At 68.9% G+C, this 23,630-nt stretch carries 17 protein-coding genes; 8 read left to right on the top strand and 9 right to left on the bottom strand.

What is annotated here, in order from left to right:
• The first annotated feature begins 16 nt into the window (after positions 1-16).
• From leuD to OXU32_12990, 8 genes are all read left to right on the top strand, one after another.
• Complete coding sequence (gene leuD, locus OXU32_13025) at positions 17-598, top strand: 3-isopropylmalate dehydratase small subunit (protein ID MDE0074873.1); 582 nt, start codon at positions 17-19, stop codon at positions 596-598.
• On the top strand, positions 595-1,908 hold the full coding sequence (locus OXU32_13020; GenBank protein MDE0074872.1) for a hypothetical protein: 1,314 nt from the start codon (positions 595-597) through the stop codon (positions 1,906-1,908). Before leuD ends, OXU32_13020 begins: the two co-directional genes overlap by 4 nt.
• A gap of 113 nt (positions 1,909-2,021) precedes the next feature.
• On the top strand, positions 2,022-4,319 hold the full coding sequence (locus OXU32_13015) for a DUF5916 domain-containing protein (GenBank protein MDE0074871.1): 2,298 nt from the start codon (positions 2,022-2,024) through the stop codon (positions 4,317-4,319).
• A gap of 2 nt (positions 4,320-4,321) precedes the next feature.
• Entirely contained in the window at positions 4,322-4,711 is a 390-nt protein-coding gene (locus tag OXU32_13010; GenBank protein MDE0074870.1) for a copper resistance protein CopC, read from the top strand.
• Positions 4,712-4,878: 167 nt separating this feature from the next.
• A complete protein-coding gene (locus tag OXU32_13005) occupies positions 4,879-5,637 on the top strand; it encodes a CopD family protein (protein MDE0074869.1) in 759 nt (252 codons plus the stop codon).
• A 25-nt stretch (positions 5,638-5,662) separates the two neighbouring features.
• Positions 5,663-6,076 (top strand): DoxX family protein, encoded by a 414-nt coding sequence (locus OXU32_13000; protein ID MDE0074868.1) that lies wholly within the window; start codon positions 5,663-5,665, stop codon positions 6,074-6,076.
• 46 nt (positions 6,077-6,122) lie between these two features.
• On the top strand, positions 6,123-8,444 hold the full coding sequence (locus tag OXU32_12995; GenBank protein ID MDE0074867.1) for a DUF5916 domain-containing protein: 2,322 nt from the start codon (positions 6,123-6,125) through the stop codon (positions 8,442-8,444).
• Positions 8,445-8,473: 29 nt separating this feature from the next.
• Positions 8,474-10,207 (top strand): M28 family peptidase, encoded by a 1,734-nt coding sequence (locus tag OXU32_12990; protein MDE0074866.1) that lies wholly within the window; start codon positions 8,474-8,476, stop codon positions 10,205-10,207.
• Between the two features lie 63 nt (positions 10,208-10,270).
• Here OXU32_12990 and OXU32_12985 read toward each other — a convergent pair whose 3' ends face one another.
• The 9 genes from OXU32_12985 to OXU32_12945 form a co-directional block, all read right to left on the bottom strand.
• Positions 10,271-11,605 (bottom strand): dipeptidase, encoded by a 1,335-nt coding sequence (locus OXU32_12985; protein MDE0074865.1) that lies wholly within the window; start codon positions 11,603-11,605, stop codon positions 10,271-10,273.
• A gap of 158 nt (positions 11,606-11,763) precedes the next feature.
• Positions 11,764-12,792 (bottom strand): AIR synthase-related protein, encoded by a 1,029-nt coding sequence (locus tag OXU32_12980; protein ID MDE0074864.1) that lies wholly within the window; start codon positions 12,790-12,792, stop codon positions 11,764-11,766.
• On the bottom strand, positions 12,789-14,111 hold the full coding sequence (locus OXU32_12975) for an amino acid permease (GenBank protein ID MDE0074863.1): 1,323 nt from the start codon (positions 14,109-14,111) through the stop codon (positions 12,789-12,791). Before OXU32_12975 ends, OXU32_12980 begins: the two co-directional genes overlap by 4 nt.
• On the bottom strand, positions 14,108-15,076 hold the full coding sequence (locus OXU32_12970) for an arginine deiminase family protein (protein MDE0074862.1): 969 nt from the start codon (positions 15,074-15,076) through the stop codon (positions 14,108-14,110). The genes OXU32_12975 and OXU32_12970 overlap by 4 nt, the downstream gene beginning before the upstream one ends.
• 123 nt (positions 15,077-15,199) lie before the next feature.
• The gene (locus OXU32_12965) at positions 15,200-16,027 is read right to left on the bottom strand and encodes an SUMF1/EgtB/PvdO family nonheme iron enzyme (protein MDE0074861.1); all 828 of its coding nucleotides are present in this window, start codon (positions 16,025-16,027) and stop codon (positions 15,200-15,202) included.
• Positions 16,027-18,789 (bottom strand): hypothetical protein, encoded by a 2,763-nt coding sequence (locus tag OXU32_12960; protein ID MDE0074860.1) that lies wholly within the window; start codon positions 18,787-18,789, stop codon positions 16,027-16,029. Before OXU32_12960 ends, OXU32_12965 begins: the two co-directional genes overlap by 1 nt.
• A complete protein-coding gene (locus tag OXU32_12955; GenBank protein MDE0074859.1) occupies positions 18,789-19,778 on the bottom strand; it encodes a hypothetical protein in 990 nt (329 codons plus the stop codon). Before OXU32_12955 ends, OXU32_12960 begins: the two co-directional genes overlap by 1 nt.
• Before the next feature lie 77 nt (positions 19,779-19,855).
• Positions 19,856-22,594: a TonB-dependent receptor gene (locus OXU32_12950; GenBank protein MDE0074858.1), complete on the bottom strand. Its 2,739-nt coding sequence runs from the start codon at positions 22,592-22,594 to the stop codon at positions 19,856-19,858.
• A complete protein-coding gene (locus OXU32_12945; protein ID MDE0074857.1) occupies positions 22,591-23,610 on the bottom strand; it encodes a FecR domain-containing protein in 1,020 nt (339 codons plus the stop codon). The genes OXU32_12950 and OXU32_12945 overlap by 4 nt, the downstream gene beginning before the upstream one ends.
• Positions 23,611-23,630: the final 20 nt, after the last annotated feature.

Raw genomic sequence — 23,630 nt, 5'->3', positions numbered from 1 at the left:
CACCACCACCCACGCCATCCAGCCGCTCCGCCGCGTCGAGGGCATCGTGGCCCCGCTGGACCGCGCCGACGTCGACACCGACCAGATCATCCCCAAGCAGTTCCTGAAGCGCGTCGAGCGTGCGGGCTACGGGCAGTTCCTCTTCAACGACTGGCGCTTCCACCCCGACGGCTCCCCGCGCGCCGATTTCGTCCTCAACCAGCCCGGACACGCCGGGGCCGCCATCCTCGCGGCGGGGCGGAACTTCGGCTGCGGCTCCTCGCGCGAACATGCCGCCTGGTCGATCGCCGACTACGGCTTCCGGGTCGTGATCGCGCCCAGCTTCGCGGACATCTTCCAGGCCAACTGCTACCAGAACGGCATCCTGCCGCTGGCGCTGCCTGAACAGGAAGCAGCTGGGGTGCTGGCCCGCGCCATCGCGCATCCCGGCTACGCGCTCACCGTCGACCTGGAAGCGTGCACCGTCGCCGACGCAGCCGGATGGCGCCTCGGGTTCGAGATCGACGACTTCCGGCGCCGGTGCCTGCTCGAAGGCCTCGACGACATCGGCCTCACGCTGCAATACGAAAGCGAGATCACCCGCTTCGAGACCCGTTGACCGCTCCCGCGCCGCTGTCCCAGCGGTCCATCCTGCTCTTCTGGGCGCCCCTCGCCGCCACGTGGCTGATGATGGCGGTCGAAGGGCCCTTCCTCGCCGCGGTCATCGCCCGCCTGCCCGAGGCCAAGATCAACCTCGCGGCCTACGGCGTCGCCTTCGCCATCGCGATGCTGGTGGAGTCCCCGGTGGTCATGCTGATGACCACCTCCACGGCTCTCGCCGAGGACGCGCACAGCTTCCGCAAGCTGAGGCGCTTCGCCCTCCTTCTGAACGCGGGCACCACGGGGGTGCTGCTGTTCGTGCTCCTGCCCCCGGTGTTCGACCTTCTTGCGCTCCAGGTGCTCGCGCTGCCCGGGGAGGTGGCGCTGCTCGTCGAGGATGCCCTATGGCTGCTTGTGCCGTGGCCGGCGGCCATCGGCTACCGGCGCTTCTACCAGGGACTGCTCATCCGCGACGGGCGCCCGCGCCTGGTCGCCGCGGGGACGGTGACCCGCATCTCCGCCATCGCGCTGACGGCGCTGGTGCTTGCCCGGCTGGGCATCCCGGGCACGCTCGTGGCGGCCGGCGCCATGACCGCCGGGGTGTGCACCGAGGCCGCGGCCAGCCGCTGGATGGCGCGCGGATCGGTGGCGCGGATCCTCGCCTACACGTCGCCGGCCGGTCCGGACACCCTCAACTACGGCGTCATCTCCCGCTTCTACTACCCGCTCGCGCTCACCTCGCTGCTGGGCTTCGCGGCCCAGCCGCTGCTCACCTTCTTCATGGGGCGGGCGCCCGCTCCGGTCGAGTCGCTGGCGGTCTTTCCGGTGGTGGGCTCGCTCACCTTCGTCTTCCGCGCGGTGTGCCTGGCGTATCAGGAAGTCACCATCGCCCTGCTGGGCCCGCGGCACGAGCAGCTCGTACCGCTGCGGACGTTCGCCGTGTCGCTGGGGCTCGCCACCACCGCCTGTCTCGCCGTCTTCGGGCTCACCCCCTTCTCCGGCGTCTGGTTCGAGACCATTTCCGGGCTCACGCCCGACCTGGCCGCCTTCGCCATCCTGCCCACCATCCTCTTCATCCCCCTGCCGTTCCTGTCGGCCTTCCTCTCGCTCGAGCGCGGAATCCTGATCAAGGGCCGCCGCACCCGGCCCGTCACTCTCGCCACCGCCACCGAGGTGGTGTGCATCGCGGTGGGTTTTCCGCTGCTCGTGCAGGCCTTCGGACTGGTAGGCGTCACCGCCGCGGCCGCCGCGTCGCTCGCCGGCCGGGTCGCCGCGGTGAGCATTCTGGTTCCGTCGGTTGTCCGAGTAGTGCGCCGGGCTTCCCGCTGACGACACCTCCGAGAGGGTGGCGCGCCCAGACGCCGCCGCCCATCTCTGGCGAAGGCCCGCCGTTTCTGCGAAATTACAGGACTGCGCAGCCACCAATTCGGCAAGGGAACGTCATGAAATCCTGTCCCGCTCCGACCGCATGTATCCTGGCCTTTCTTGCCGCCGGTCCGCTGTTCGCCCAGAACTCGCAATCCGGGCCCGCGAACGGCGCGGCAGGAGGGGCTCTTCCGACGGTCGCCACCGCCACTGAAGTCGTGGAAAGCCCGAGCATCGACGGCTTTCTCGACGAGGCAGTGTGGCAGCAGGCCCCGGTCATGACCGGCTTCACCCAGCGCGAGCCCATGGACGGGCAGCCCGCCACCGAGCAAACCGAGGTCCGGGTCGTATTCGATGCGGAAGCCCTCTACGTGGGTGTGTGGGCATTCGACAGCCAGCCCGACAACATCACCTACGGCGAGCGCATCCGGGACTACGAGGTGCGCCAGAGCGACAACGTCGTGTTCGTGCTGGACACCTACAACGACGACCAGAACGGCTTCGTCTTCGGCACCACCCCGACCGGCATCGAATACGACGGGCAGGTGGCGAACGAGGGCCGTGGCGGCGGCCGCTTCCAGGGGGGCGGCTTCAACACCCGGCAGCGCTTTCAGTCGGGCTCCGGCGGCGGCTTCAACAAGAACTGGGACGGCAGCTGGACGGTCGCCACCACGACCGACGACCAGGGCTGGTATGCGGAGTTCCGCATCCCCTTCAACACGCTGCGCTACGGCAACGATGTCGAGAACTGGGGCTTCAACGTCGCCCGCCGCATCCGGCGTTTGAACGAGGAGTCCTTCTGGACCCCGGTTCCTCGCGAATTCAGCCTCTATCGCCTCAACTACGCCGGAGACCTCGAGGGATTGCGTCCTCCCTTCCAGCGCCTTGCGACGGTCACCCCTTATGTGCTGGGGTCCAGCGCCCGCGACTACACCAACGCCAGCGAGACCGGTTTCGGCCAGGACGGCAACGTCGGCGGCGAGGTCAAGTTCCAGGTCACCCAGGGTCTGACCCTCGACCTCACCTACAACACCGACTTCGCCCAGGTCGAGGTCGACGATCAGCAGCTCAACCTCACCCGCTTCGCCCTCAATTTCCCCGAGAAGAGGCCCTTCTTCCTCGAGAACGCGGGCTTCTTCAACGTGGGGGGCGGGGGCGCGGACCTGTTCTTCAGCCGTGCGATAGGCATCCACCGGGGCCAACCGGTGCCCATCAAGGGCGGCGCGCGGCTGTCGGGCCGGGCCGCGGGCCTGAACGTCGGGCTGCTGCACATCGAAGCCGACGGCGTCAGCGACCTGGGGGCGGACGCTCACGGCTACTCGGTCGCCCGCCTCGCCAGGGAGCTGCCCAATCGCTCGCGCGTCGGGGGCTTGTTCATCAACAAGAGCGGCCCCGCGGGCGACTTCAACCGTACGCAGGCGGTGGACGCCGCCGTGGGCGTGGGAGAGGCGGTCACCTTCGGCAGCTTCGTGGCGAGGACCGACGGCCCGGAAGCCGGCGCCAACGAGTACGCCTGGGACTTTTCCGGAAACCTGAACATGCGGAGCTTTTCGCTGACCGGTCAGGTCCGCGAGATTGGCGAGGGATTCAACCCGGAAGTGGGCTTCCTGCCCCGGCGCGGATACCGCTACTACCAGTACCACGTGATGTACAAGATCCGTCCCACGTGGCTTCGCGAGATCCGGCCGCACGTCTCCTACTTCACCTACCACAGCCGCAAGAGCGGCGTCGAGACGGGCTTTCAGGAATCGGCCCGGCTGCATGTCGACTCCCACTGGGAGTGGCCCTCGGGGGCGCAGATCCATACGGGCGCCAACCTCGTCACGGAAGGCATCTACCAGCCCTTCACAATCCGGGGCACCGAGGTGACCGTCCCGGTGGGGACCTACCGCGGCTGGGAATCCCAGCTGGTCTTCAACAGCAACGCCGCCGCCCGGCTGTCGGCCACGTCGCGGATCAACTTCGGCAGCTTCCTGACCGGCAGCCGCTGGGGCGGAAGCGGCTCCGTCACCTTCCGGCCCAATGCGTCGTTCAGCACCTCCGGGCGCGTCACCTACTATGACGTGAGCCTGCCGGAGGGGAAGTTCGAGACGGTGCTGCTGGGGATGAACTTCGGCTACTTCTTCACCCCGCGCATCTACCTGCAGTCGCTGGTGCAGTACTCGAACCAGGTCGACAGCTGGTCAGCCAACCTGCGCTTCGGCTGGCTCAATACCGCGGGCACGGGGCTGTTCATCGTCTACAACGACGTGCAGGGCTTCGACTATCCGGCCGGGCTCAACCACGACGGCGCGGGGCGCTTCGTCGAGAGCGGGACGCTGGCCCGGTCGTTCATCGTCAAGTTCACGCGGCAGTTCAACGTTCTGGGAGGGTAGGGATGAGATTCAGCCGGTCCGCCGCTGCGTCCCTTGCAGGATGCACGCTGCTGCTGGTGCTCATTCTGACGGGTGCCCTGGATCACCTCGCGGTCCACTTCGCGCTCAGCAAGTCCGAGCCGGCCGCGGAGGCGACGGTATCGCCGCCCGAGGCGTTGCGCCTGTGGTTCACGCAGGCACCCCAGGACAACTCCATGTTGATTCGGCTGATGACGGGAGATGCCATGGTCGAGACCGGGCCGCCGATCCCCGATTCCGAGGACGACAAGGTGTACAGCGCGGCGGTAGGGCGGACCCTTGAAGAAGGCGGCTACATGATCTCCTGGCGCGCCATGGCCGCGGACGGTCACGTCGTGCGCGGACAAATCCCCTTTACCGTCCAGGTTCCATAGGCGCCGGTCTCGAGGTTCTGCCCATCGCCGACGCTCTCGTCGGCTGGCTGTTCTTTGCCGGGCTCATTACCACCTGGGGGGCGGCGTCCAGCCGCTGGCTCATTGCGCCCCGGGTTCTGGGGCGGCGACGTCACTCCGTCATTGCGGCGGCCCGCACCGTGGGGCTGGTGGGTTCGACGGCGCTCGTGGCGGGTGTCGGGTTCCTCTTCTGGCGGCAGCTCCGCGGCTTTCGCGATCCGCTCGTGCCCTGGCAGGAAGACACTTCGGTGCTCCTGTCGACGGACTGGGGGTTGAGCTGGCGATTGATGGCGATCGGGGCGCTGGTGACGGTCGCTGCCTTCGCCTGCGCGGCATCGGACGGCCGGGGTTCGGAGTTCCGGCGCGCAGCCTGGATCGTGGCAAGCTCGCTCGCGGGGCTGATGTGCGCGTTCCCCGCGTTCAACGGACACGCGGCGGCCACGGAGGGCCTGCGCTGGATCTCGATTCCCGCGGACATCGTCCACGTCCTCGCCGCGGGAAGCTGGATCGGGGGACTGTTCTTCGTGCTCATCGCCGAACTCAGGGAACGCCGACAAACCGGTCGGGGAAACGCCCTGCTTGCCGAGGTCCTGCCGCTCTTTTCCCAAGTCGCGCTCATCTCGGGCGCCCTGCTCGTCGGGACGGGCGCGCTGGCGTCCTGGCTTCATGTTGCATCGCTGGATGCCATGGTCTCGACGAGATATGGGCGCATCCTGCTCACCAAGATCGGGCTTGTGGTGATCGTCATGATCCTGGGGGCCGTGAACTGGAGAGTTCTCACGCCGAAGCTGTGGGGCGTCGGCGGGGCAAGGCCTCTGCGCCGCAACGCGATCCGGGAGCTGACCGTCGCTCATGTGGTCATTCTGATCGCGGCGTTGCTGGCGCAGACGTCGCCACTCGAGGGCTGATGACAACTGTAAGGCGGAGGAGACGATGAGCGGCACCAATCGCGGCGGATTCAACGAGTTGACCCTCAACGTCCTCCGGATCGTAGCGGCGCTGCTGTTCATGCAGCACGGAGTCCAGAAGCTGTTCGGGGCGCTCGGGGGCAACCAGGTGGAGTCGCTGATGAGCCGATTCGGCGTCGCCGGCATCCTTGAGTTCGGGGGAGGGTTGCTGCTGGCGATGGGGCTCTTCACCCGCCCGGTGGCGTTCATTCTCGCGGGTGAGATGGCCGTGGCCTACTTTACCGCCCACCTGCCGCAGGGGTTCTGGCCCATCATGAACCAGGGCGAGCTGGCGATGTTCTACTGCTTCACGTGGCTCTTCCTCTTCGCCAACGGGCCGGGCAGGTACTCGCTGGACGCGTGGCGTGGCGGTCGCGGCGGAGGGTCGCAGGATGGCTGAAGGCAGGGGCAGGGGCACTGGCATCGCAGGAATCCGGGGGAAACGGATGATCACTCGAACCACACGAGCAGGGCGCCGTGCGGGCATCATGGTTCCACTCGGCGTTGCCGCCTTTCTGGCAGCCGGGCCGCTGCTTGCCCAGAACGCGCAGTCGGATGGCAACGCGGGCTCGGGGGCCCCGCTGCCGGTGATCGCCACCGCCACCGAGGTTACCGAGGCGCCCATCGTCAACGGCCGCCTGGACGATGCCGCCTGGCAGCAGGCCTCCGTCATGACCGGCTTCACGCAGCGCGAGCCCATGGACGGGCAGCCCGCCAGTGAGCGCACCGAGGTCCGCGTCGTGTTCGACGCCGAGGCTCTCTACGTCGGCGTGTGGGCGTTCGACAGCCAGCCCGAAAACATCACCTACGGCGAGCGCATCCGCGACTTCGAAGTGACCGAGAGCGATGCCATCGTCTTCGTGCTGGACACGTACAACGACGACCAGAACGGCTTCATCTTCGGCACCACCCCGACCGGCATCGAGTACGACGGCCAGGTTGCGAACGAAGGGCGCGGCGGCGGCCGCTTCGGGGGCGGCGGATTCGGATTCAACTCCCGCCAGCGCTTCCAGTCGGGCTCCGGCGGCGGCTTCAACAAGAACTGGGACGGCAGCTGGACCGTCGCGACCACGACCGACGGGGAAGGCTGGTATGCCGAGTTCCGCATCCCCTTCAACACGCTGCGGTACGGGAACGACGCGGAGGCCTGGGGCTTCAACGTGGCCCGGCGCATCCGGCGCCTCAACGAAGAGTCGTTCTGGACCCCGGTGCCGCGCGAATTCAACCTCTACCGCCTCAACTACGCCGGCGATCTCGAAGGACTGCGGCCTCCGTTCCAGCGCCTGGCGACCATGACCCCCTACGTGCTGGGCTCGACCGCTCGAGACTACACCAGCGCCACCGAGACCGGCTTCGGCCAGGACGGCAACGTAGGGGGCGACGTCAAGTTCCAGGTCACCCAGGGGCTCACCCTGGACGTGACCTACAACACCGATTTCGCGCAGGTCGAGGTCGACGACCAGCAGCTCAACCTGACGCGCTTCCGTCTCAACTTCCCGGAGAAGCGCCCGTTCTTCCTCGAGAATGCCGGGTTTTTCAACGTCGGCGGAGGAGGCGCGGACCTCTTCTTCAGCCGCGCCATCGGCATCGCCGAGGGCCAGCCGGTGCCGATCAGGGGGGGCGCGCGGCTCTCCGGCCGGGCCGCGGGGCTGAACGTGGGGCTGCTGCACATCGAGACCGGTGGAGCCGAGGGGCTCCAGGACCCGCAGGGGTATTCGGTGGCGCGGCTGGCCAGGGAGCTGCCCAATCGTTCCAGGATCGGCGGCCTGTTCATCAACAAGGGCGGACCTGAAGGCAACTTCAACCGCACCTGGGCGATGGACGGCGCGCTGGGCATCGGGGAGGCGCTCACCTTCTCGAGCTTCGCGTCGAGAACCGACGGACCGGGAACCGCAGGCAGCGAGTATGGCTGGGATCTCTCCACCGGCTGGACCAGCCGGGACCTCGAGATCAACGCCAACGTCCGCGAGATCGGGGAGGGGTTCAACCCGGAGGTGGGGTTCCTGCCGCGCCGGGGGTATCGCTACTACCAGGCTTTCGTGATGTACAAGATCCGGCCCTCGTGGCTCCGCGAAGTCCGGCCCCACGTCATGTACAACACCTACCACAGCCGCAAGACCGGCGTTGACCGGGGCTTCCAGGAGTCGGCCTTCCTCCACGTCGACACGCACTGGGAATGGCCCTCGGGGGCGCAGATCAACACCGGCATGAACCTGGTCACGGAGGGGCTCTACGAGCCGTTCCGGATTCGCGGCACGGATGTGGTCGTGCCCGAGGGGACGTACCGGGGCTGGGAGACCAATCTGGTCTTCAACACGAACGCTTCGGCCCGGCTGTCGATGTCGTCGAGCGTCAACATCGGCAGCTTCCTGAGCGGCAGCCGGTGGGGCGGCGACGGTTCGGTCACGTTCAGGCCGAACGCGTCGTTCAGCACATCGGCGCGCGTCAACTACTTCGACGTGAGCCTTGCCGAGGGGAACTTCGAGACCGTGCTGCTGGGGCTGAACTTCGGCTACTTCTTCACCCCGCGCGTCTACCTGCAGTCGCTGGTGCAGTACTCGAACCAGGTGGACAGCTGGTCCGCCAACCTGCGCTTCGGGTGGCTGAACACGGCCGGGACCGGCCTGTTCATCGTGTACAACGACGTGCAGGGCTTCGACTACCCGGCGGGGCTGAACCACGGTGGCGGGCGCTTCGTCGAGAGCGGCGCGCTGGCCCGTTCCGTCATCGTCAAGTTCACCCGGCAGTTCAACGTGCTGGGGGGATAGGGGGCGTCATCAACGGGAGGCTTCGCCCGATGCCGAGCACGACTCTCCGCCGGTTCCGATCCGCCGCCGCCGGTCGTCGCGCGGCCGCCCCGATCCCGTCCATTGCGGCGATCCTGTCCATTGTCCCGATCCTGACCTTCGGCCCGCTTGCCGGCCTGGTCCTTGCGGCGTCTTCTCCCGCACTGGTGGCGCAGGAAGCCGCGCCCGCCATCGAGACGATCCGGCAGTCCGACCTGAGGGCCGACCTGTCCTTCCTCGCCGGAGACGAGATGGGCGGCCGGCTGGCCGGGTCCCCCGAGGGCCGGATCGCGAGCGCGTTCATCAAGTCGCGCTTCGAGCGGCTGGGGCTCACGCCGGTCGGCGACGGGGGCTCCTACTACCACTCCTTCAACGTCGTGCAGACGGAGGTTGGCGAAGACAACCGCCTCACGGTGATGCTCGACCGCGGGGTCACGCTCTCCCGGGAGCGCGGGCAGGACTTCTACCCCTTGCGCGAAAGCGGCACCGGCACCGCCGGAGGGGAAGTGGTGTTCGCCGGCTTCGGCATCTCGGCGCCCGGGCTCGGGCACGACGACTATCGCGGGGTGGCGGGCCGGATCGTCCTCATCGTCGACCACGAACCCGCCGAATCGGATCCCGGGAGCGCCTTCGACGGCCTCGTGAACTCCGAAGCCGCGGCCGCGTACCGCAAGATCGCTGCGGCCGAGGCGGCGGGCGCGCTGGGCGTGCTGCTGGTCACCGACGTCCACAACCACCCCGGCCCGGTCAACTTCAGCGCCCAGGCCGAAGGCTACTGGCCGTCGACCCCCCGGCGCATCGGCCGCTACACGCTCGCGAGCCGCCTCGACCGCATCAGCATCCCGGCCCTGCGCATCTCCCCCGCGCTGGCGGAGAATCTGGTCTCGGGCACGGGGCGCACCCTCGAGGAGCTCTCCCGTTCGGCCGAGGCGGCGGGCGGAATCCAGCCCGTGATGCTGCCGGGCGTGCGAGTCGACATTTCCGCGGATGTGCGCCGGGAGACGCGCACCGAGCGCAACGTCGTGGGGCTGATCGAGGGCTCCGACCCGGAGCTGCGCGACGAATGGATCATCATCTGCGCGCACTTCGACCATGAAGGCACCGACGGCGCCGTGGTCTACAACGGTGCCGACGACGACGGATCCGGCACGGTGGGGCTGATCGAGATCGCCGAGGCCTATCAGGAGGCCGCGCAGAGGGGCGAGAGTCCCCGGCGCTCGGTGCTGCTCGCCGCGTGGGACTTCGAGGAGAGGGGCCTGCTGGGCGCCTGGGCCTGGGTCGAGAACCCGCTTCATCCCCTGGAGCAGACCGTGGCCGTCCTCAACATGGACATGATCGGGCGGAACGAGGAAGTGGTGGTGGGCGGCGGCAATCGCTTCCGGGGACTGGACGTCCAGTCTGGCGAGTCCAACGCCAACGCCATCAACATCATGGGCACGACGCGCAGCGCGGATCTCAGGTCCGAGGTCGAGCAGGCGAACGCGGTCGTCGGACTCGAGATGCGCTTCCGTTACGACAACCACCCCATCCAGTTGCTGCGCCGGAGCGACCACTGGCCCTTCATGCAGGCAGGCGTGCCCGCGCTCTTCTACCACACCGGGCTCCATCCCGACTATCACCGGCGCGACGACGTGCCGGAGCGCATCAACTGGGAGAAGCTGGAGAAGGTTGTGAGGCTGGTGTACCAGACCAGCTGGAGTCTGGCCCGGCGGCCCGAGGGGCCCGCGCGAATCAGCGAGCGGTAACCGGTCCCGGGTTCTCCTGGCGCCTGTCATGAGATCCGGGCAGGCTGCGCGCCCGCGTGGTGATCATCCCTCTCCCGCCTGAATCTCCGCCGCGATGGCCTGCACTTCGTCGAGCACCCGGAGCAGGTTGCCGCTCCAGAGCATCCCGATTTCCTCCTCGGAGTAGCCGCGCCGCACCAGTTCCAGGGTGACGTTGAAGGTCTCGGAGGCGTCGTCCCAGCCCTCCACGCCGCCGCCCCCGTCGAAGTCGGAGCTGATGCCGACGTGCTCGAGGCCGATCATGTCGACCAGGTAGTCGATGTGGTCGACGAAGTCGGAGACGTCGACGTCGGGTGCCGTTCCGGACTCGTCGACACGCTCGGTGGCCTGGCGCCGCGCCATGGCCATGGCTTCGGCGTACGTGACCTGTTCCACCTGCGAACGCTCGGCGAGTTCGTCGTCGTCCATGAGCTCGACGCCCATCTCTGCGGCCATCTCGCGTGCAAGCGCCCCTATGGCCTGCTGGCGCGTTTCGGCCTTATCGCGGTTGGTGAAGCGACGAAGCGCGACGGTCTGCACCACACCCCCGTTCTCCCCCACGGCCAGAAGTTGCTCATCGTCGAGGTTTCGACTCACGTCGCTGAGCGCGCGGGCCGCCGAATGGGACGCCATCACGGGTGCGCGGGTCAGCTCGAGCGTCTGCATGATCGAGGGCTTGGAGGGATGCGAGATATCGATCATGATCCCGAGGCGGTTCATCTCCGCGATCGCCTCGCGTCCGATCTCACTCAGGCCGCCGTGCAGGAAGTTGCCGTCCTGCTCGCCGGAGTGCGCGTCCGATAACTGGCTCGGACCGGTGTGGGCGAGGGACATGTAGCGGGTGCCGAGTGCATGGAACTGTTCGATGTGCGACAGGTCGAGACCGAGGGAATACGCGTTTTCGACGCCGATCATCGCCACCAGCTCTCCGGAGGCCGCGATGCGGCGCACGTCGTCCGAAGTCAGCGCCAGCTCGATGCGGTCCGGGGCGTATTCCTCCACCAGGCGATGGATCGAGTTGAACTTGTCCATGGCGTTGTCGTAGGCGGCCGCGTACCCCTCGTCGTCGAGAGGGCCCTGTCCGGTGAAGACGACGAACCACGCCACGTCCAGCCCGCCCGCCTCCATCTTCGGCAGGGTGACCTGCGTCGGGAGGTCCATTATGTAGTTGCGCTCGGCGGTGAAGTTTGATGTGTTGATGTCAACGTGTGTGTCGAGCGTGATCACGCGCTCGTGAATCGCGCTGGCTCGGGCGATCATCTCTTCCTCGGATTCGGCGGAGGCTGCGGGGGCGGGGTCGTCGCTGGTGCCGGTGCACGCGACGGTGGCGAGGGTGGCCAGGAGGGCGAGTCGGCGGGTGATGGATCGAGGGGTCGTCATCGCAGAACTCCTTGGCGTCCGGAGGGGCGCGGCCGTGTCATGCCTCGGAGCCCCACGGGGGTCAGGGATGGCATGGGGTCCGCGGTTGGGCCGCGTGGGTTCAAGATAGGGTGGCGCGGCCGTACCGCGAGAGAGTCGGACCCACCTGACAGCGGCCGTCAGGGCAGACGCGTGATCTCGTCGGCCTCGAAGCGCGGCAGCTCTCGCCGCGACGACCCGAGGTCCAGCACGATCCCCTGCGCGGGCGGGACGAACCGGCCGACGACTCGTCCGGGGATGCCAGCGTCCTCCAGGCGGTGCAGGAGGCCGTCCGTGCCGGCCTCCGAGCAGGCGACGAGGAGTGCTCCGGAGCCGATGGCGCCGAGGATGTCGAGGCCGTAGCGACGCATCAATCGCGCTGATTCGTCGAAGTGGGGGATCTTCGCCTCCTCGACGATCGCCCCGAGCCCCGCCGCCTCGACCATCTCTCGGATGGCCGTCGCTACGCCTCCTTCCGTCACATCGTGCATCGCGTGGACGCCCGGCGTGCGCGCGGCGATGTGGGCTTCGGGTACGACGCTGATCCCGGGATCCCGCAGAAAGCGGGCCGATCGAGCCTGGAACTCGGCACCGAGTCTCCGGCTCACATCCTCCGCGAATTCGGTTGCGATGATGGCGGTGGCCTCGATGGCGATGCCCTTGGTGATGACGAGCAGGTCGCCTTCGCGAGCCCCGCCGCTCGGCTTCACGTGCTCCGGGGTGGCCACCCCGATCATGGCCCCGGCGACGACCTCGTGACGCACGGCGGCGGTGACTTCGGTGTGGCCACCGGCGGGGATCGCGCCGACTTCGCGGCAGCCCGTCCGGATGCCGTCGGCAATCCGTACGACCCGCGCCGCATCGGTCCCGGGGGGTACGAGAATCGAGGACAGGAACCAGCGGGGTTCTCCCCCGGTCGCGGCCACGTCGTTGGCGTTCACGATGACGGCGTGCCAGCCGGGGTCGGCGCTCGGGAAGGTGATCGGATCGGCCGCCAACACGATGCGCGGCTCGCTCCCGGCGGCGGCAACCGCGGCATCCTCGCCGGATGCGGGCCCCGGATCGAGACCGGCGCCACCGCCGAGCCGGCGCAGCACCTCGCGGAGCACGCGGGGTGGGATCTTTCCTTCAGGCAGGTGCTCCGAGCGGCGTGTGTCGGCGTCGCTCATGCCCCGCGGCGCCAGAGATAGTACACCGGCGCGCCCGCCGCGATGATGCCGAAGCTGAAGAGTGTCGAGCCGGGCGCGCCGACGAACGCGCTGATCAGCATCGCCATCGAGGCGAGAAGAAAGATCCAGGGGACCCAGGGATAGCCGAAGGTGCGGTAGGGCCGGGGGTGATCGGGCTTGAGCCTCCGCAGGCGGAAGACGCCCCAGACCACCAGGATGTAGAACGGCCAGAGTCCCAGGATGAAGACCTGGACCAGCTCGGCGAAGGTTCTGACCGAGACGTACCCCACCCCCAGCACCGTCACCAGCGCGATGGCCGCCGCCGGGGTTCCCCACCGAGCATGGATGCGCCCGACCGGCCGGAAGAAAAGGCCGTCCTCGGCGAGCGCGTAGAACACCCGCGGCCCGCCGAGCAGCGTGGCGTTGAGCGCCCCGAAGGTCGACACCACCACCAGTCCCGCCACCAGGGACGCCCCCACCGGCCCGAAGATGCGGATGGCCGCGTCCGAGGCGACGTGCTCCGAGACCGCCAGCTCCGCGACCGGCATGGCCCACAGGTAGGAGGCGTTCACGAGGATGTAGACGGCCGCCACCACCAGCGAGCCGCCGATCAGGGCGCGCGGGAGGTTGTGCCCGGGGTCCTTGACCTCGCCGGCCGCGTAGAGCAGTTCGCCCCACCCGTCGTACGCCCACAGCACGGCGATCAGCGCGACCCCTGCACCGCTCCAGGAGGCGGGCGCGAAGGCGGCCGCGCCGGCGAGCGCCCCGGTGCTCCCGTCGCCGAACAGGAAGATCGCGAGCGACAGGCCCACGATGGCGAGCACCTTCGCCCAGGTGGTCACGTTCTGGACGGCCGCGCCCCAGAGCACCGAGCGGGCGTTGGTGGCGCCCAGCACGACGATGGCGAGGGCGGCCACGACGCGCACGCCGGCCTCGGTGAGGGGAAAGAGCGCGTCCACGTAGGCCGCGAAGATGAGCGCGATGCCGCCCAGCACGGCCGGTTGGATGAGCAGCAGCCGCGTCCATCCGAAGACGAACGCCGGCATGGGACCGTACGCCTCGCGCAGGTACACGTAGGTGCCGCCCGAACGGGGGAACATGACCGCCAGCTCGGACATGCTGAGCGCGGCGCACACGGTGATGGCCGAGCCGAGCAGCCAGAGCAGCGTGATCGCGCCTACCGAACCGGCCTCGCGGGCGATCTCGGCGGGAACCCCGAAGATGCCGCTGCCGATGATGGCGCCGACCAGGATCGCGCCCGCGCTCCAGACCCCGAGCTGGCGCTTGAGGGTGGCGGGCCCAGGCGACCCCTCCGTCACCCCGCGACCCGCGCCCGCGTGACCACCCCGCTGAGACACCCGATCCCGCCGGCGCACTTGTGGATCTCTCCCAGTTCCACAGTGACGCACTCGATTCCCGCGTCCTCGTAGGCCGCCTGCAGGATGGGGCATCCTTCCGGCATCAGTATCCTGCGCGGTCCCAAAGTCACGAAATTGTGCCCGAAACCGCGCACCATCTCGTGGTCGTCGGGAAAGAAGCGCACCTGGTAGCCGTGCTTGCGGAGCGCCTCCAGCGCCGTCCACGGAATCCGGCCGGGACGGCCGAAGGCCAGGTCGCGGTCGGCGAAGCGGACCTCGCCCATCAGGTGCATGGAGGTGTGCGGCAGGTCCACCACCAGCGTCTCGACGCCGATCTCCGCCAGGGTTGCCGCCACCTGCGCCGCGCCCTCGCCGTTGGTGCGCAGGCCCCGCCCGATCATCGCCGCGCCCGGCGACAGCCAGCAAAGGTCGGCCCCTTCGAAGGTGCCCGTGCCGCCCACGCTGCGCAGGATCGGCACTCCGCAGTCGGCCAGCCGGCGAGCGATCCAGCGCTCCTCGCCCGCCCGCACGGTCGATGCCGGACGCCCCACGATGGCCCCCGAGGGCGTCATCACGAACAGGTCGGCGCAGAACATCTGGTTGGGGGGCGCGCTGCCCGGATCCACGTACACGACCTGCACGCCGTTCGCCCGGTAGGCATCCGCCATGGCATCGTGCTGCGCGCCGCACAGCGCGGCGTCCGGGGCCTCCAGCATGAGGTGCTCGTCGGCGTCTTCGACCTCGAAGAGCTCCGCACCCGGGCGATGCAGCAACACCGCCTGCAGGGTCGCGTACTCGCTGTCGATGCCGCACCGGGACCACACCGACCCCAACTCATCGGCGAGGGAGGCTTCACGGGCGGGCCAGCTCGGGCCCCCGTAGGCGGCGGCGTGGGCGGGTGGGCGGACGGCGGTGCTCTGGTCCATGGGCTCCAACATGCCTCACCGGGACGGCATCGCCAAGACCCGCGGTTCCCATCAGCCCATCCGCGCGCCCGGGCCCGTCGAACCCGTACGAGCTGAGCTGCGTGCGCATCGCCAACGGCAGCGTCAGTCCCGCGCGCCCTCCAACGGCCACACCACGCGAAACCCTATGTCCTCCGACTCGAAGCCGGAGCGCAGGTACCTGACGCGGTCCGCGGCGCGAAGGGCGAACGGCGGGGAAAGAAACGAGCCGCCCCGCAATCTGCGCGAGTCGTCATTCACGGGCGTTCGCCCCGGATCGAACCAGATGGGCGTTACCCACTCCGCCACGTTGCCCGCCAGGTCGTAGATGCCTTCCGGCGTTGCGCCCTCCCGCCGGGCCATCACCTCGATCGGGCCCCTCGGGTCGCAGGAGCCGTAGTGCACCCGGTCGCACGCAGGCTCCGAGTTGCCCCACGGGTACTTCCGTCTCTCGGAGCCTCTCGCCGCAAACTCCCACTGTGCTTCGGTTGGCAGACTTCCACCAACGGAGATGGCGTAGGCCATGGCTTCCCGCCAGGTGACATTGACGACCGGATGGCGCTCCTCCCCGCTCGAGAACGCGTGCCCCGCGTCGAATCGCCGATACTCCTCGTTCGTTACCTCGTGCTCCTGCATCCAGAAGCTCCGGACCGTGCGCGGACGCGGATACTCGTCCCGTTTCGAGTACGGACTGCCCGGCGCGACGATCGTGTCCCAGTCGTCGCTGCCGCTTATGAATGTGCCGCCCTCGATCAGAATCGCCCGGTTCAGCGGGTCGACGACACCGGGCCCCGAAGGCGGACGGGTGGCGACATCGCCGTGACCGTCGTTGAAGAAGCCCATCCACCGCACCAGTGCATACCCGCAGATGAGAATCACGCCGGCCAGCACCGTCATCCTGAGCGACACGGATCCCCCGGGTGCGAACCTCATCAGAACGGCGCCGTCGTACGAAAATGCCATTGCCACGCGGGCTCATGTGCCCAGTCAACGCCCGCCCGCGGCCTCCCGGGGACCCGGGTTCCGTGCGGGTACCACCAGGGCGCAAGCGGCCGTGCCACATCCACGCGCAGAAAGCCGTTGAACACCGACACGCCAAGCCCCGCGGACTGCAGGCTTCCGCCGTCCACCCTCGCCCAGTCGTGGAAGACCGAGAGGGCAACCAGGCTGACCTTGCGCTGCAGCTCGATCCGGCTCCTCCAGACCTGTCTTCCCCTCAGCACGGTCTGGGGATAGCCGCGCAGCCAGTCACCGGAACTCCCCAGCCTCCAGATCTCTTCCGGAGCGGGGTCTCCAGCGACGCGCGCGCCACCGGCCTCGAGCGCCATCGACAGGTCGGCCGGCAGGGGCAGGACCAGCATGCCCGTGACCGACAGGCGGACGTTGGGATAGTCGCCGACCAGTCCCCGCAGCGATATGTCGGCGCCCCCGTTCACCCTGCGTCCGGTGAGGCCGCCCCACCAGGGCCTCCAGAACAGATCGACTCCGTGACGCCTGCGCGCGTCGCCGTCCAGCGTGGTGTTCGTCTCGGAGAACAGGCTCAGCGAGGTCCAGGATCGGTCGCTCCTCGGAGGGAGCAGGTGGATGGCGGCTCCGCGGACGACGTAGTAGTCGGAAGGATCGGCCACGTACGCCCAACGTGGCGAACGCTGCGAGGTCACGGTTCCTCCCGATTCCCGAAGCGCATGGTAGAGCGAGAATCGCACGCGGGGACCGGTCCGGCCGTACTCCGCGGCCAGGTCGATGCTGGGTTCGCGCCGCCGCGTTCCCGTCCGTACCGTCAGCGCGCCCCGTCCCCACGGGAAATCGCGGATCAGCCGGCTGCCCACCGACAGACCCTCTATCGGATTGTAGCGCATGAGCCTCGGGGTCAATACCGGCGCTTCAAAATACCATTGGCGGATGTCCGGATCCGTCCCGGCGCCTTCCAGGTCGCCGGCACCGGGGGCGATGCCGATGGAATCCAGGACTTCGCCGGCCTCGTCGACCATGCTCCCATACAGTCCGTCTTCGCGATCCTCCCAGATTGATGGAGGCAGATGGGCGCTTGCGCCGAGCGCCCGCCAGTCGCGCCCCACGATCACCACGGTCCCCGAGTCGGGTTGCGAACCGTCCTTTACCACGACCGTGTCTCCCTCCTCGCGCCAGGACTCGACCAACTCCGCGGTCGCCCGCGCGGGATCCGGTGGATCCGCGGCGCCCGTTGAGACTTGCTCGATGTCGAACTCCCAGTCGTGAAACCCCCGCACCGTGACCCTATCGGAGTCCTCGGCATCCCATTGGTCTCCGCTGGTGATGTAATGTGCAAAAGTCGCGCGCCTCGGAAGCCAGTAGCGGAGGTTCCACATGGAATAGTCGACAACCGCTACCGCCACGCCGATTTCCAGCCCCGGGCCCATTGCCGCGTTGAGACCGTAGTTCAATATCCGGCCGAACAATCCCGGACGGGGCGGGGAAGGCACCTCGACATCGCCCAGCGCGGTGCCGCGATATACCTCTTCGATGTCCAGCAGGGAGCCGCTCCCGCGGCGAAAACTCAACTCGGAATCGATGGGCTTGGCGGGGCGGTAGGCGGTCCGCACCACCCCGGAGGTCTCCGGGTCGATCCACAGCACTGCGAAGACCAGCCCGAGGTGTTGGGCGCGGGGGTGCGCGGTCACGCTCACCGCCTGTACGGAACGTCCCGCGAAGTGCACCGAAATCGTGTCTCCCGAGCGGAACCGGTAGAAGCGCTCCGCGCCCTCGTCGAGCGGGGTCACCGTGGGTACGAACCACGACTCGGCGGCGCGTGGACCCAGGCCGGAAACGATGAACAGGCTGAACGGATCGCGGGCCGGATCGGCGGCAAACCGTGCCGCAAGCCCTTCGGGCCGGCCGGACTTGAAGCGCTGCCCACCGACTTCCATGCGGGATCCCAGCACCCGCAGAACCGTGGGCTCGTTCCTCGACCAGCGAACGCGGGTGGCCGACTCCCGCCGCACGATGGGCCGGTCGCGAACCAGCATCGAAAATTCGAAGGAATTGCGCTCCCTGACGACGGCCGTATAGGACGCGATGTCCGACAAGGCCGCCTCGCGGGCGGCGCGCGCACCCACGATCAGCCGGCGGGCGGTCTCGTCGAGGTAGGCGTCCGAGGCGGCTGCCTCTTCCGGCGCCGGGGCAGCGGTCGGCTCATCCGCGGCCGCGACCGCGACCCCCGCTCCCCTCAGGCCACCGAGGGTAGCATCCATGGGCAGCACATCCCGCGGGGCCCGGGGCACGATGATGACCTGGGATCCCAGCTCCACGTAGCCCAGGTCGGTGCGGGCAAGCAGCTCGTCGAGCGTGCGCGCAACGTTCTTTGTTGCGCAGTCGCAGTCGACGACGCGGTCCGGCGGGAGAAGGCTGGGGCTGAAGGCGATCTGCACCCGTGAATGCTCCGCGAGTCGGACGAGGGCTTCGGCGAGCGGCAGTTGCTCGATGGAGAGCCGGGCGGTGGTGGCGAGGAGGCTGCCGGGCTCGGGGTCGACGCCGATTTCGCCCGTGAGGCGCGCCACGTCGTGAGTGTCCTGCGCAACGAGCCCCGGGGGAGAGGCTCCCGCGAGCCAGGCGGCGAGCAGCATCGGCGCGAACTGGACCCCGCATCGCATCAGCGCGCCCCCGCCATGCATCAGGCGACTGCCCCCGCCGCGCATCACCCTGCCCCCGCCGCGCATCAGCCCGCCACTCCCGACCCGCACAGGGGCACGTCCCCCGCCCCTTCCGCCGCGCGCGACTCCACCTCGACCTTCCAGCGCACCGAAGTTCCGAACATCCCGGTGCCGTCGCCGAAAACCGAGGGAACCACGGTCTCGCCGTTGATGTTCAGCCGGCCCTCCCGGATCCAGTTGGCCCAGTTGCGGTCCAGGGCCGCGATGGTGACCTCGGCGCGTGCGCCGCCGGGAAGCCCCGCGTCCAGCGTGCGATGCAGCTCCACGTTGTCGACGTCGGACAGCAACTCGAGCAGGAAGTCCCCGGGGAAGACCATGTCGGTCACGTCGCGTCCCCGGCCGAGCACGGTGACCGGCAGGTACAGTGGATCCGACGACGACCAGAGGCTCGGGCTCAGGCCGGTGATCTCCGCCTCGCCGACATGGGCCCAGGCGCCGTCGACGGGGGCCCACGCGAAGCGATAGCCGGAGCCGGGCTCCACCCGGCAGCGTCCGTCCTCGACCGAGAGACCCTGCGGTACGAACGCGTCGGGCATGCGGCTGGTCCCCTTCAACACGGCGCCGTCCGGCGTCGTCACGGCGAGGGTGAGCACTTCGCCGGGCGCGAATACCGCGGACGGCGCAGCGGCGGTATGGCAGGAACCGACTGTGCCCAGGGGCCCGTCCTCCCCATACAGATCCTCGGGCAGCACCGTGCACGCCCCCAACGGATCCTCTTCCGCCGCAAGCGACAGGGAGCGCCCGGACGCGCCGGTTATGCGCACGGCAGCGCCCGGCACTTCCGTCAGCAGTTGCTGATACGCCTCGCTGACCACCACGACCGCCCGGGTGTCGATCCGAGAGGGCTCGGCAGGGTCGATGGTGAGCACGACCGTGGCCAGGACGACCAGCGTCTTCTGTCCCGAACCCGTCGGGACGTCGGTCACGTCGCAGCCAGCAGCACCGACCATCATCCCCAGCAGCGTCAGCAGGAGACGTATCCCGGCAGGGCCCATCCGGGACCGCCCGGTCCGCATCCGCGACCGCGGGAGTGCCGCCCGGCCCGCATCGTGATCCCGCGCCCCGGCGCCCATCAGAACGACACCTCCACGCCGAGGGTGGGCAGGATCGGGAGCATGTGGTTATCCAGGGCCGTCAGGTTCCCCCGGTTGTAGTGGCGCTGACGCCACAACACGTTGTTGCGGTTGTAGAGGTTGATCACGCTCACGTAGGGCGACAGGGTGCCCCAGCCTGGGTGCAGCGTCTTGCGCAAACTGACGTCCAGCCGGTGGTAGGCGGGAAGTCGGGCCCCGTTTCTGGGTCCGAGCAGCGCGGTCCTGACGCTCGCATAGTCATAGCGCAGGTCGGTCAGCCGCTGCTCGTACTTGCGGAATCTCGCCAGTTGGGCCGTGTAGGGCGTGCCCGTGCCCAGGTTCCAGCGCAGGCCGGCCTCCACGCCCCAGGGCAGATCGCGCTGGATGGCCACGTCGATCTCGAGGCGCCGGTCGAAGATCGGCGGGAATTCGATGATCGGCGGGGGCAGCAGGCCCGAATCCGTGTCCACGAACGACCGCGTGGCTTTCAGAAACGATACGGACACCCACCCTCGCGTCCTTCCCGCGTCCTTGCGCAGCAGGGCGTCGATCCCGATGGAGCGGCCGTCGCCCGTCAGCAGATCGTCCGCCGGATCCGTCGGATCGTCGGCCCAGTTCTGAGCGACCACGCCGTCGAAGGTGCGGACGTAGCCCTCGGCGGACGCGAACCACTCGCGGTCGCTGCCGAAGAAGCCCTCCACGCCCGCCTGGACCTGGTCGGAGATCACGGCCGGCACGTGTTCGCCCGACAGCACCCACGCGTCCATGCCGATCGGCAGCCGCTCGTCGCGCAGCGAGTGCAGGAACTGCGTCTGGCGTCCTCCGGCCACGCGCACCGCCCAGCGGCCGCCGCCCAGGAAACGCTTGACGGCGACGCGCGGCGACGGCACGGCTTCGGCCGGGCCCGCCCGCGGTCTCCAGCCGTCCCATCGGAGCCCGGCCTCGAGCAGCCACGGGCGGCTCGGGGTCCAGGCCAACTGCGTGTACGCGCTCGACTCCCAGCCGCTGCTCTCGCTGTTCTGGAAGTTGGGGGGAACGCCCTCGGACACGTTGCGGCTTTCCCGATGGGCGGCCGCTACTCCCGACTTCCATCGCATGCGCGACGTAGGACGGAGTTCAAGATCGGCCCCGACCGAAGACTGGCCGATCTCCGTATCGATCCGCGTGTCTTCGTATTCGGTGAAGTTGAAGCGGGCTCCGAAGCGGGAGTATGCGCCGTGGACCTCGAGCGTCCCTCCGCCGGGCATGAGATGGGTCCAGGATGCGCCGACGGCATCGTTGCCCCAGGGCCATCGGACGTTCCAGCCCGGGTCCTGATTGTCCCCAACATCGTCCACGACGGATTCGATGCTCGTGAACAGGAACTCGAGTTCCCGAAGATCGATCCGGTCCCGGCCGGAATACGCGTTGATGCGCACCCGGTCGCCCCCCTTGGTCCAGCCCTCGAAGACGGCTTGGAGGTCCGCAAGGGTGTATGGGAATGCGGAGTCGGTCAGCCTGGTCACCAGGTCCCAGTAGCTGCGGCGCGCCGAGACCTTCCAGCGCGCGGCGGCGAGCCCCAGGCCGTCCCGGATCCCGGGCGCGAGACCGCCCCGCACCGCCACGCGCGACGAGATCAGGCCGAGGCCGGCGTCGACGCCCAGGGTGCCGTCCCCCACGTCGGACTCCACGAGCAGCACCGACGATGTCCGTCCTCCGAACTCCGCGGGAAAGCCTCCGGACCGGAGCTCGGCGCGCTCGACCATGTCCGGATTGAAGACCGAGAATATCCCCATCAGATGGTAGGGATGAAACAACGGCACGCGGTCCATCAGGAAGAGGTTCTGATCGCCCGAACCACCCCGCACGTTCAGGACGGCGGTGAAATCGGACACCCGGGTCACGCCGGGGAGGATGCTCACGGCCCGCACCGGATCCGGCTCTGCCAGCCCCGGCAGGTTCCTGAGCTCCTCCCCGCTCAGTTCCTGAACCGTGATACCCGCCGATTCCTCGAAGCGCGCCCGCTGGCGGCTGCGGCGGGCCTCGACGACCACGGGATCCAGCTCGATCGCCTCCTCCGCGAGCGAGATCTCAAGCTCGAGGTCCGTGTCCGGCGCCAGCTCGATCACCTCATCGTGGAGGGCGTAGCCGATGCGCCCGATGGTCAGGCGGTAGCGGCCGGCCATGAGGTCGCGGAAGGCGAAAAAGCCGAGGGCGTCGGTGCCGGTCACGCTCTCGACGGTGGAGTCCGCCGCCAGCCTGAGGCGGGCGGTCGCGCTGGCTACCGGGACCTCGACCTCGGAGCGCACCCGGCCGCTGAGGGTCGCATCCAGGGGCAACGCTGCCCGTGCCGCCCGGGGCACGATGATGACCTGGGCGCCCAGTTCCACGTACCCCAGCTCCGTGCCGTCGAGCAGCCGGTCCAGGGTGCGCGCAACGTTCCGTGTTGCGCAGGCGCAGTCGACGACGCGGTCCGGCGGGAGGAGGCTGGGGCTGAAGGCGATCTGGATCCGGGAACTCTGCGCGAGCTGGACCAGGGCTTCGGACAGAGGCATCCGGTCGATGGAGAGGCGGGCGGCGGCGGCGAGCAGGGTTCCGGGCTCGGGATCGACTCCGATCTCGCCCCTGAGTGCGGTCAGCTCGGTGTCCTGGGCGGTGGCAGTTGCGGGGCTGAGGATGACGGCGGCGATCAGCATGGGCGCGCCCGCGATCGATGGGGAGATGATCCGGCGGATCGTGCGCTTCCGTTCCGGAATCATCGACCCTCGTCCGTGTTGCGCAGCCGCATCCGAACTCCCTCGTCACCGATGCTGCATTGGGCATCGATGACGTTGCAGATGACGGTCATGACCTCGTCCAGAGACCTGGAAGTGAACCACATGGTCAGCGTCCGCTCCAGCAGGACGGCATCCTCGACCGCAACTTCCGCGCCGTATCGTTGCTCGACCTCCCGAATGGCGAGGGCCAACGGCGTGTCCTGGAAGATGATGAAGCCCTCCAGCCACGCGGCCGCCTCCTCGATCGGGGGCGCGGCGGTAACGGGGCCGGGGCGGCCTTCGATGATGCTCGCCGCCTGCCCGGCGCCGACCTGGACTTCCTCGGTCGCGGTTCCGAGCGCGACGGTTCCTTCGACGACGACCAATCGGAGCTCGTCGAGCTGGGCGGTCAGATGAAAGCGCGTTCCGAGGACGCGCGCGGTGCCCGCCGCGGTGGTGACCCGGAACGGCTGTGCCGGATTGCTGGCGATGGAGAAGAACGCCTCGCCCTCGAGGACGACGGCCCGGGCGGATCCGTCCACGTTACGCATCCGGCTGCCCGGACCCAGGCGGATCACGCTGCCGTCACCCAGGCGGACCATCGCGGTCTCGCCGGGCGCCGTGATGAACTCCTGGGACGCCAGACTGCCCCCGCCGGTGCCGCTCGCGGCCGGTTCCCGCGCGTCCCAGATGACCAGGGCCGCCGCCGCGAAGACGCCCGCGGTGGCCCAGCCCGCGAACAGGCCGAAACGGGAGCGCGCGGGTCGTCTGCGCGCCCGGTCGTCTGCGCGCCGGATGGCGGCGGCTCTCCGGGCTTCTGCCTCGCGGACCACCATGTCGGTCGAGGGCGGGGCGCCGGGCTCCACCTCCAGGTCGTCTGCGCGCGCGGCTTCCACCAGTAAGCGGAGGTCGTTCACTTCCGCCTCGGCGTCCGGGGTCTCGCGGAGCCACGCCTCGACCGACCGGTTTTCGTCGGCGGTTGTCCGGCCGCGCAGATACTGTAGCAGCAGTTCGTCCATCTCTCTCGATCCTCCCGGGG

The sequence above is a fragment of the Gammaproteobacteria bacterium genome (assembly GCA_028819075.1).
GTDB lineage: Bacteria > Gemmatimonadota > Gemmatimonadetes > Longimicrobiales > Gaopeijiaceae > BD2-11.
Note: the sequence above shows the minus strand (reverse complement) of the source record. Positions and strands in the feature narration are given on the sequence as shown.

Excerpts from the sequence above, each read along its gene's own strand:
- OXU32_13015 (MDE0074871.1), top strand. The coding sequence starts at position 2,022 with ATGAAATCCTGTCCCGCTCCGACCGCATGTATCCTGGCCTTTCTTGCC.
- OXU32_13010 (MDE0074870.1), top strand. The coding sequence starts at position 4,322 with ATGAGATTCAGCCGGTCCGCCGCTGCGTCCCTTGCAGGATGCACGCTG.
- OXU32_13000 (MDE0074868.1), top strand. The coding sequence starts at position 5,663 with ATGAGCGGCACCAATCGCGGCGGATTCAACGAGTTGACCCTCAACGTC.
- OXU32_12995 (MDE0074867.1), top strand. The coding sequence starts at position 6,123 with ATGATCACTCGAACCACACGAGCAGGGCGCCGTGCGGGCATCATGGTT.
- OXU32_12990 (MDE0074866.1), top strand. The coding sequence starts at position 8,474 with ATGCCGAGCACGACTCTCCGCCGGTTCCGATCCGCCGCCGCCGGTCGT.
- OXU32_12985 (MDE0074865.1), bottom strand. The coding sequence starts at position 11,605 with ATGACGACCCCTCGATCCATCACCCGCCGACTCGCCCTCCTGGCCACC.
- OXU32_12980 (MDE0074864.1), bottom strand. The coding sequence starts at position 12,792 with ATGAGCGACGCCGACACACGCCGCTCGGAGCACCTGCCTGAAGGAAAG.
- OXU32_12970 (MDE0074862.1), bottom strand. The coding sequence starts at position 15,076 with ATGGACCAGAGCACCGCCGTCCGCCCACCCGCCCACGCCGCCGCCTAC.
- OXU32_12965 (MDE0074861.1), bottom strand. The coding sequence starts at position 16,027 with ATGAGGTTCGCACCCGGGGGATCCGTGTCGCTCAGGATGACGGTGCTG.
- OXU32_12960 (MDE0074860.1), bottom strand. The coding sequence starts at position 18,789 with ATGCGCGGCGGGGGCAGGGTGATGCGCGGCGGGGGCAGTCGCCTGATG.
- OXU32_12955 (MDE0074859.1), bottom strand. The coding sequence starts at position 19,778 with ATGGGCCCTGCCGGGATACGTCTCCTGCTGACGCTGCTGGGGATGATG.
- OXU32_12950 (MDE0074858.1), bottom strand. The coding sequence starts at position 22,594 with ATGATTCCGGAACGGAAGCGCACGATCCGCCGGATCATCTCCCCATCG.
- OXU32_12945 (MDE0074857.1), bottom strand. The coding sequence starts at position 23,610 with ATGGACGAACTGCTGCTACAGTATCTGCGCGGCCGGACAACCGCCGAC.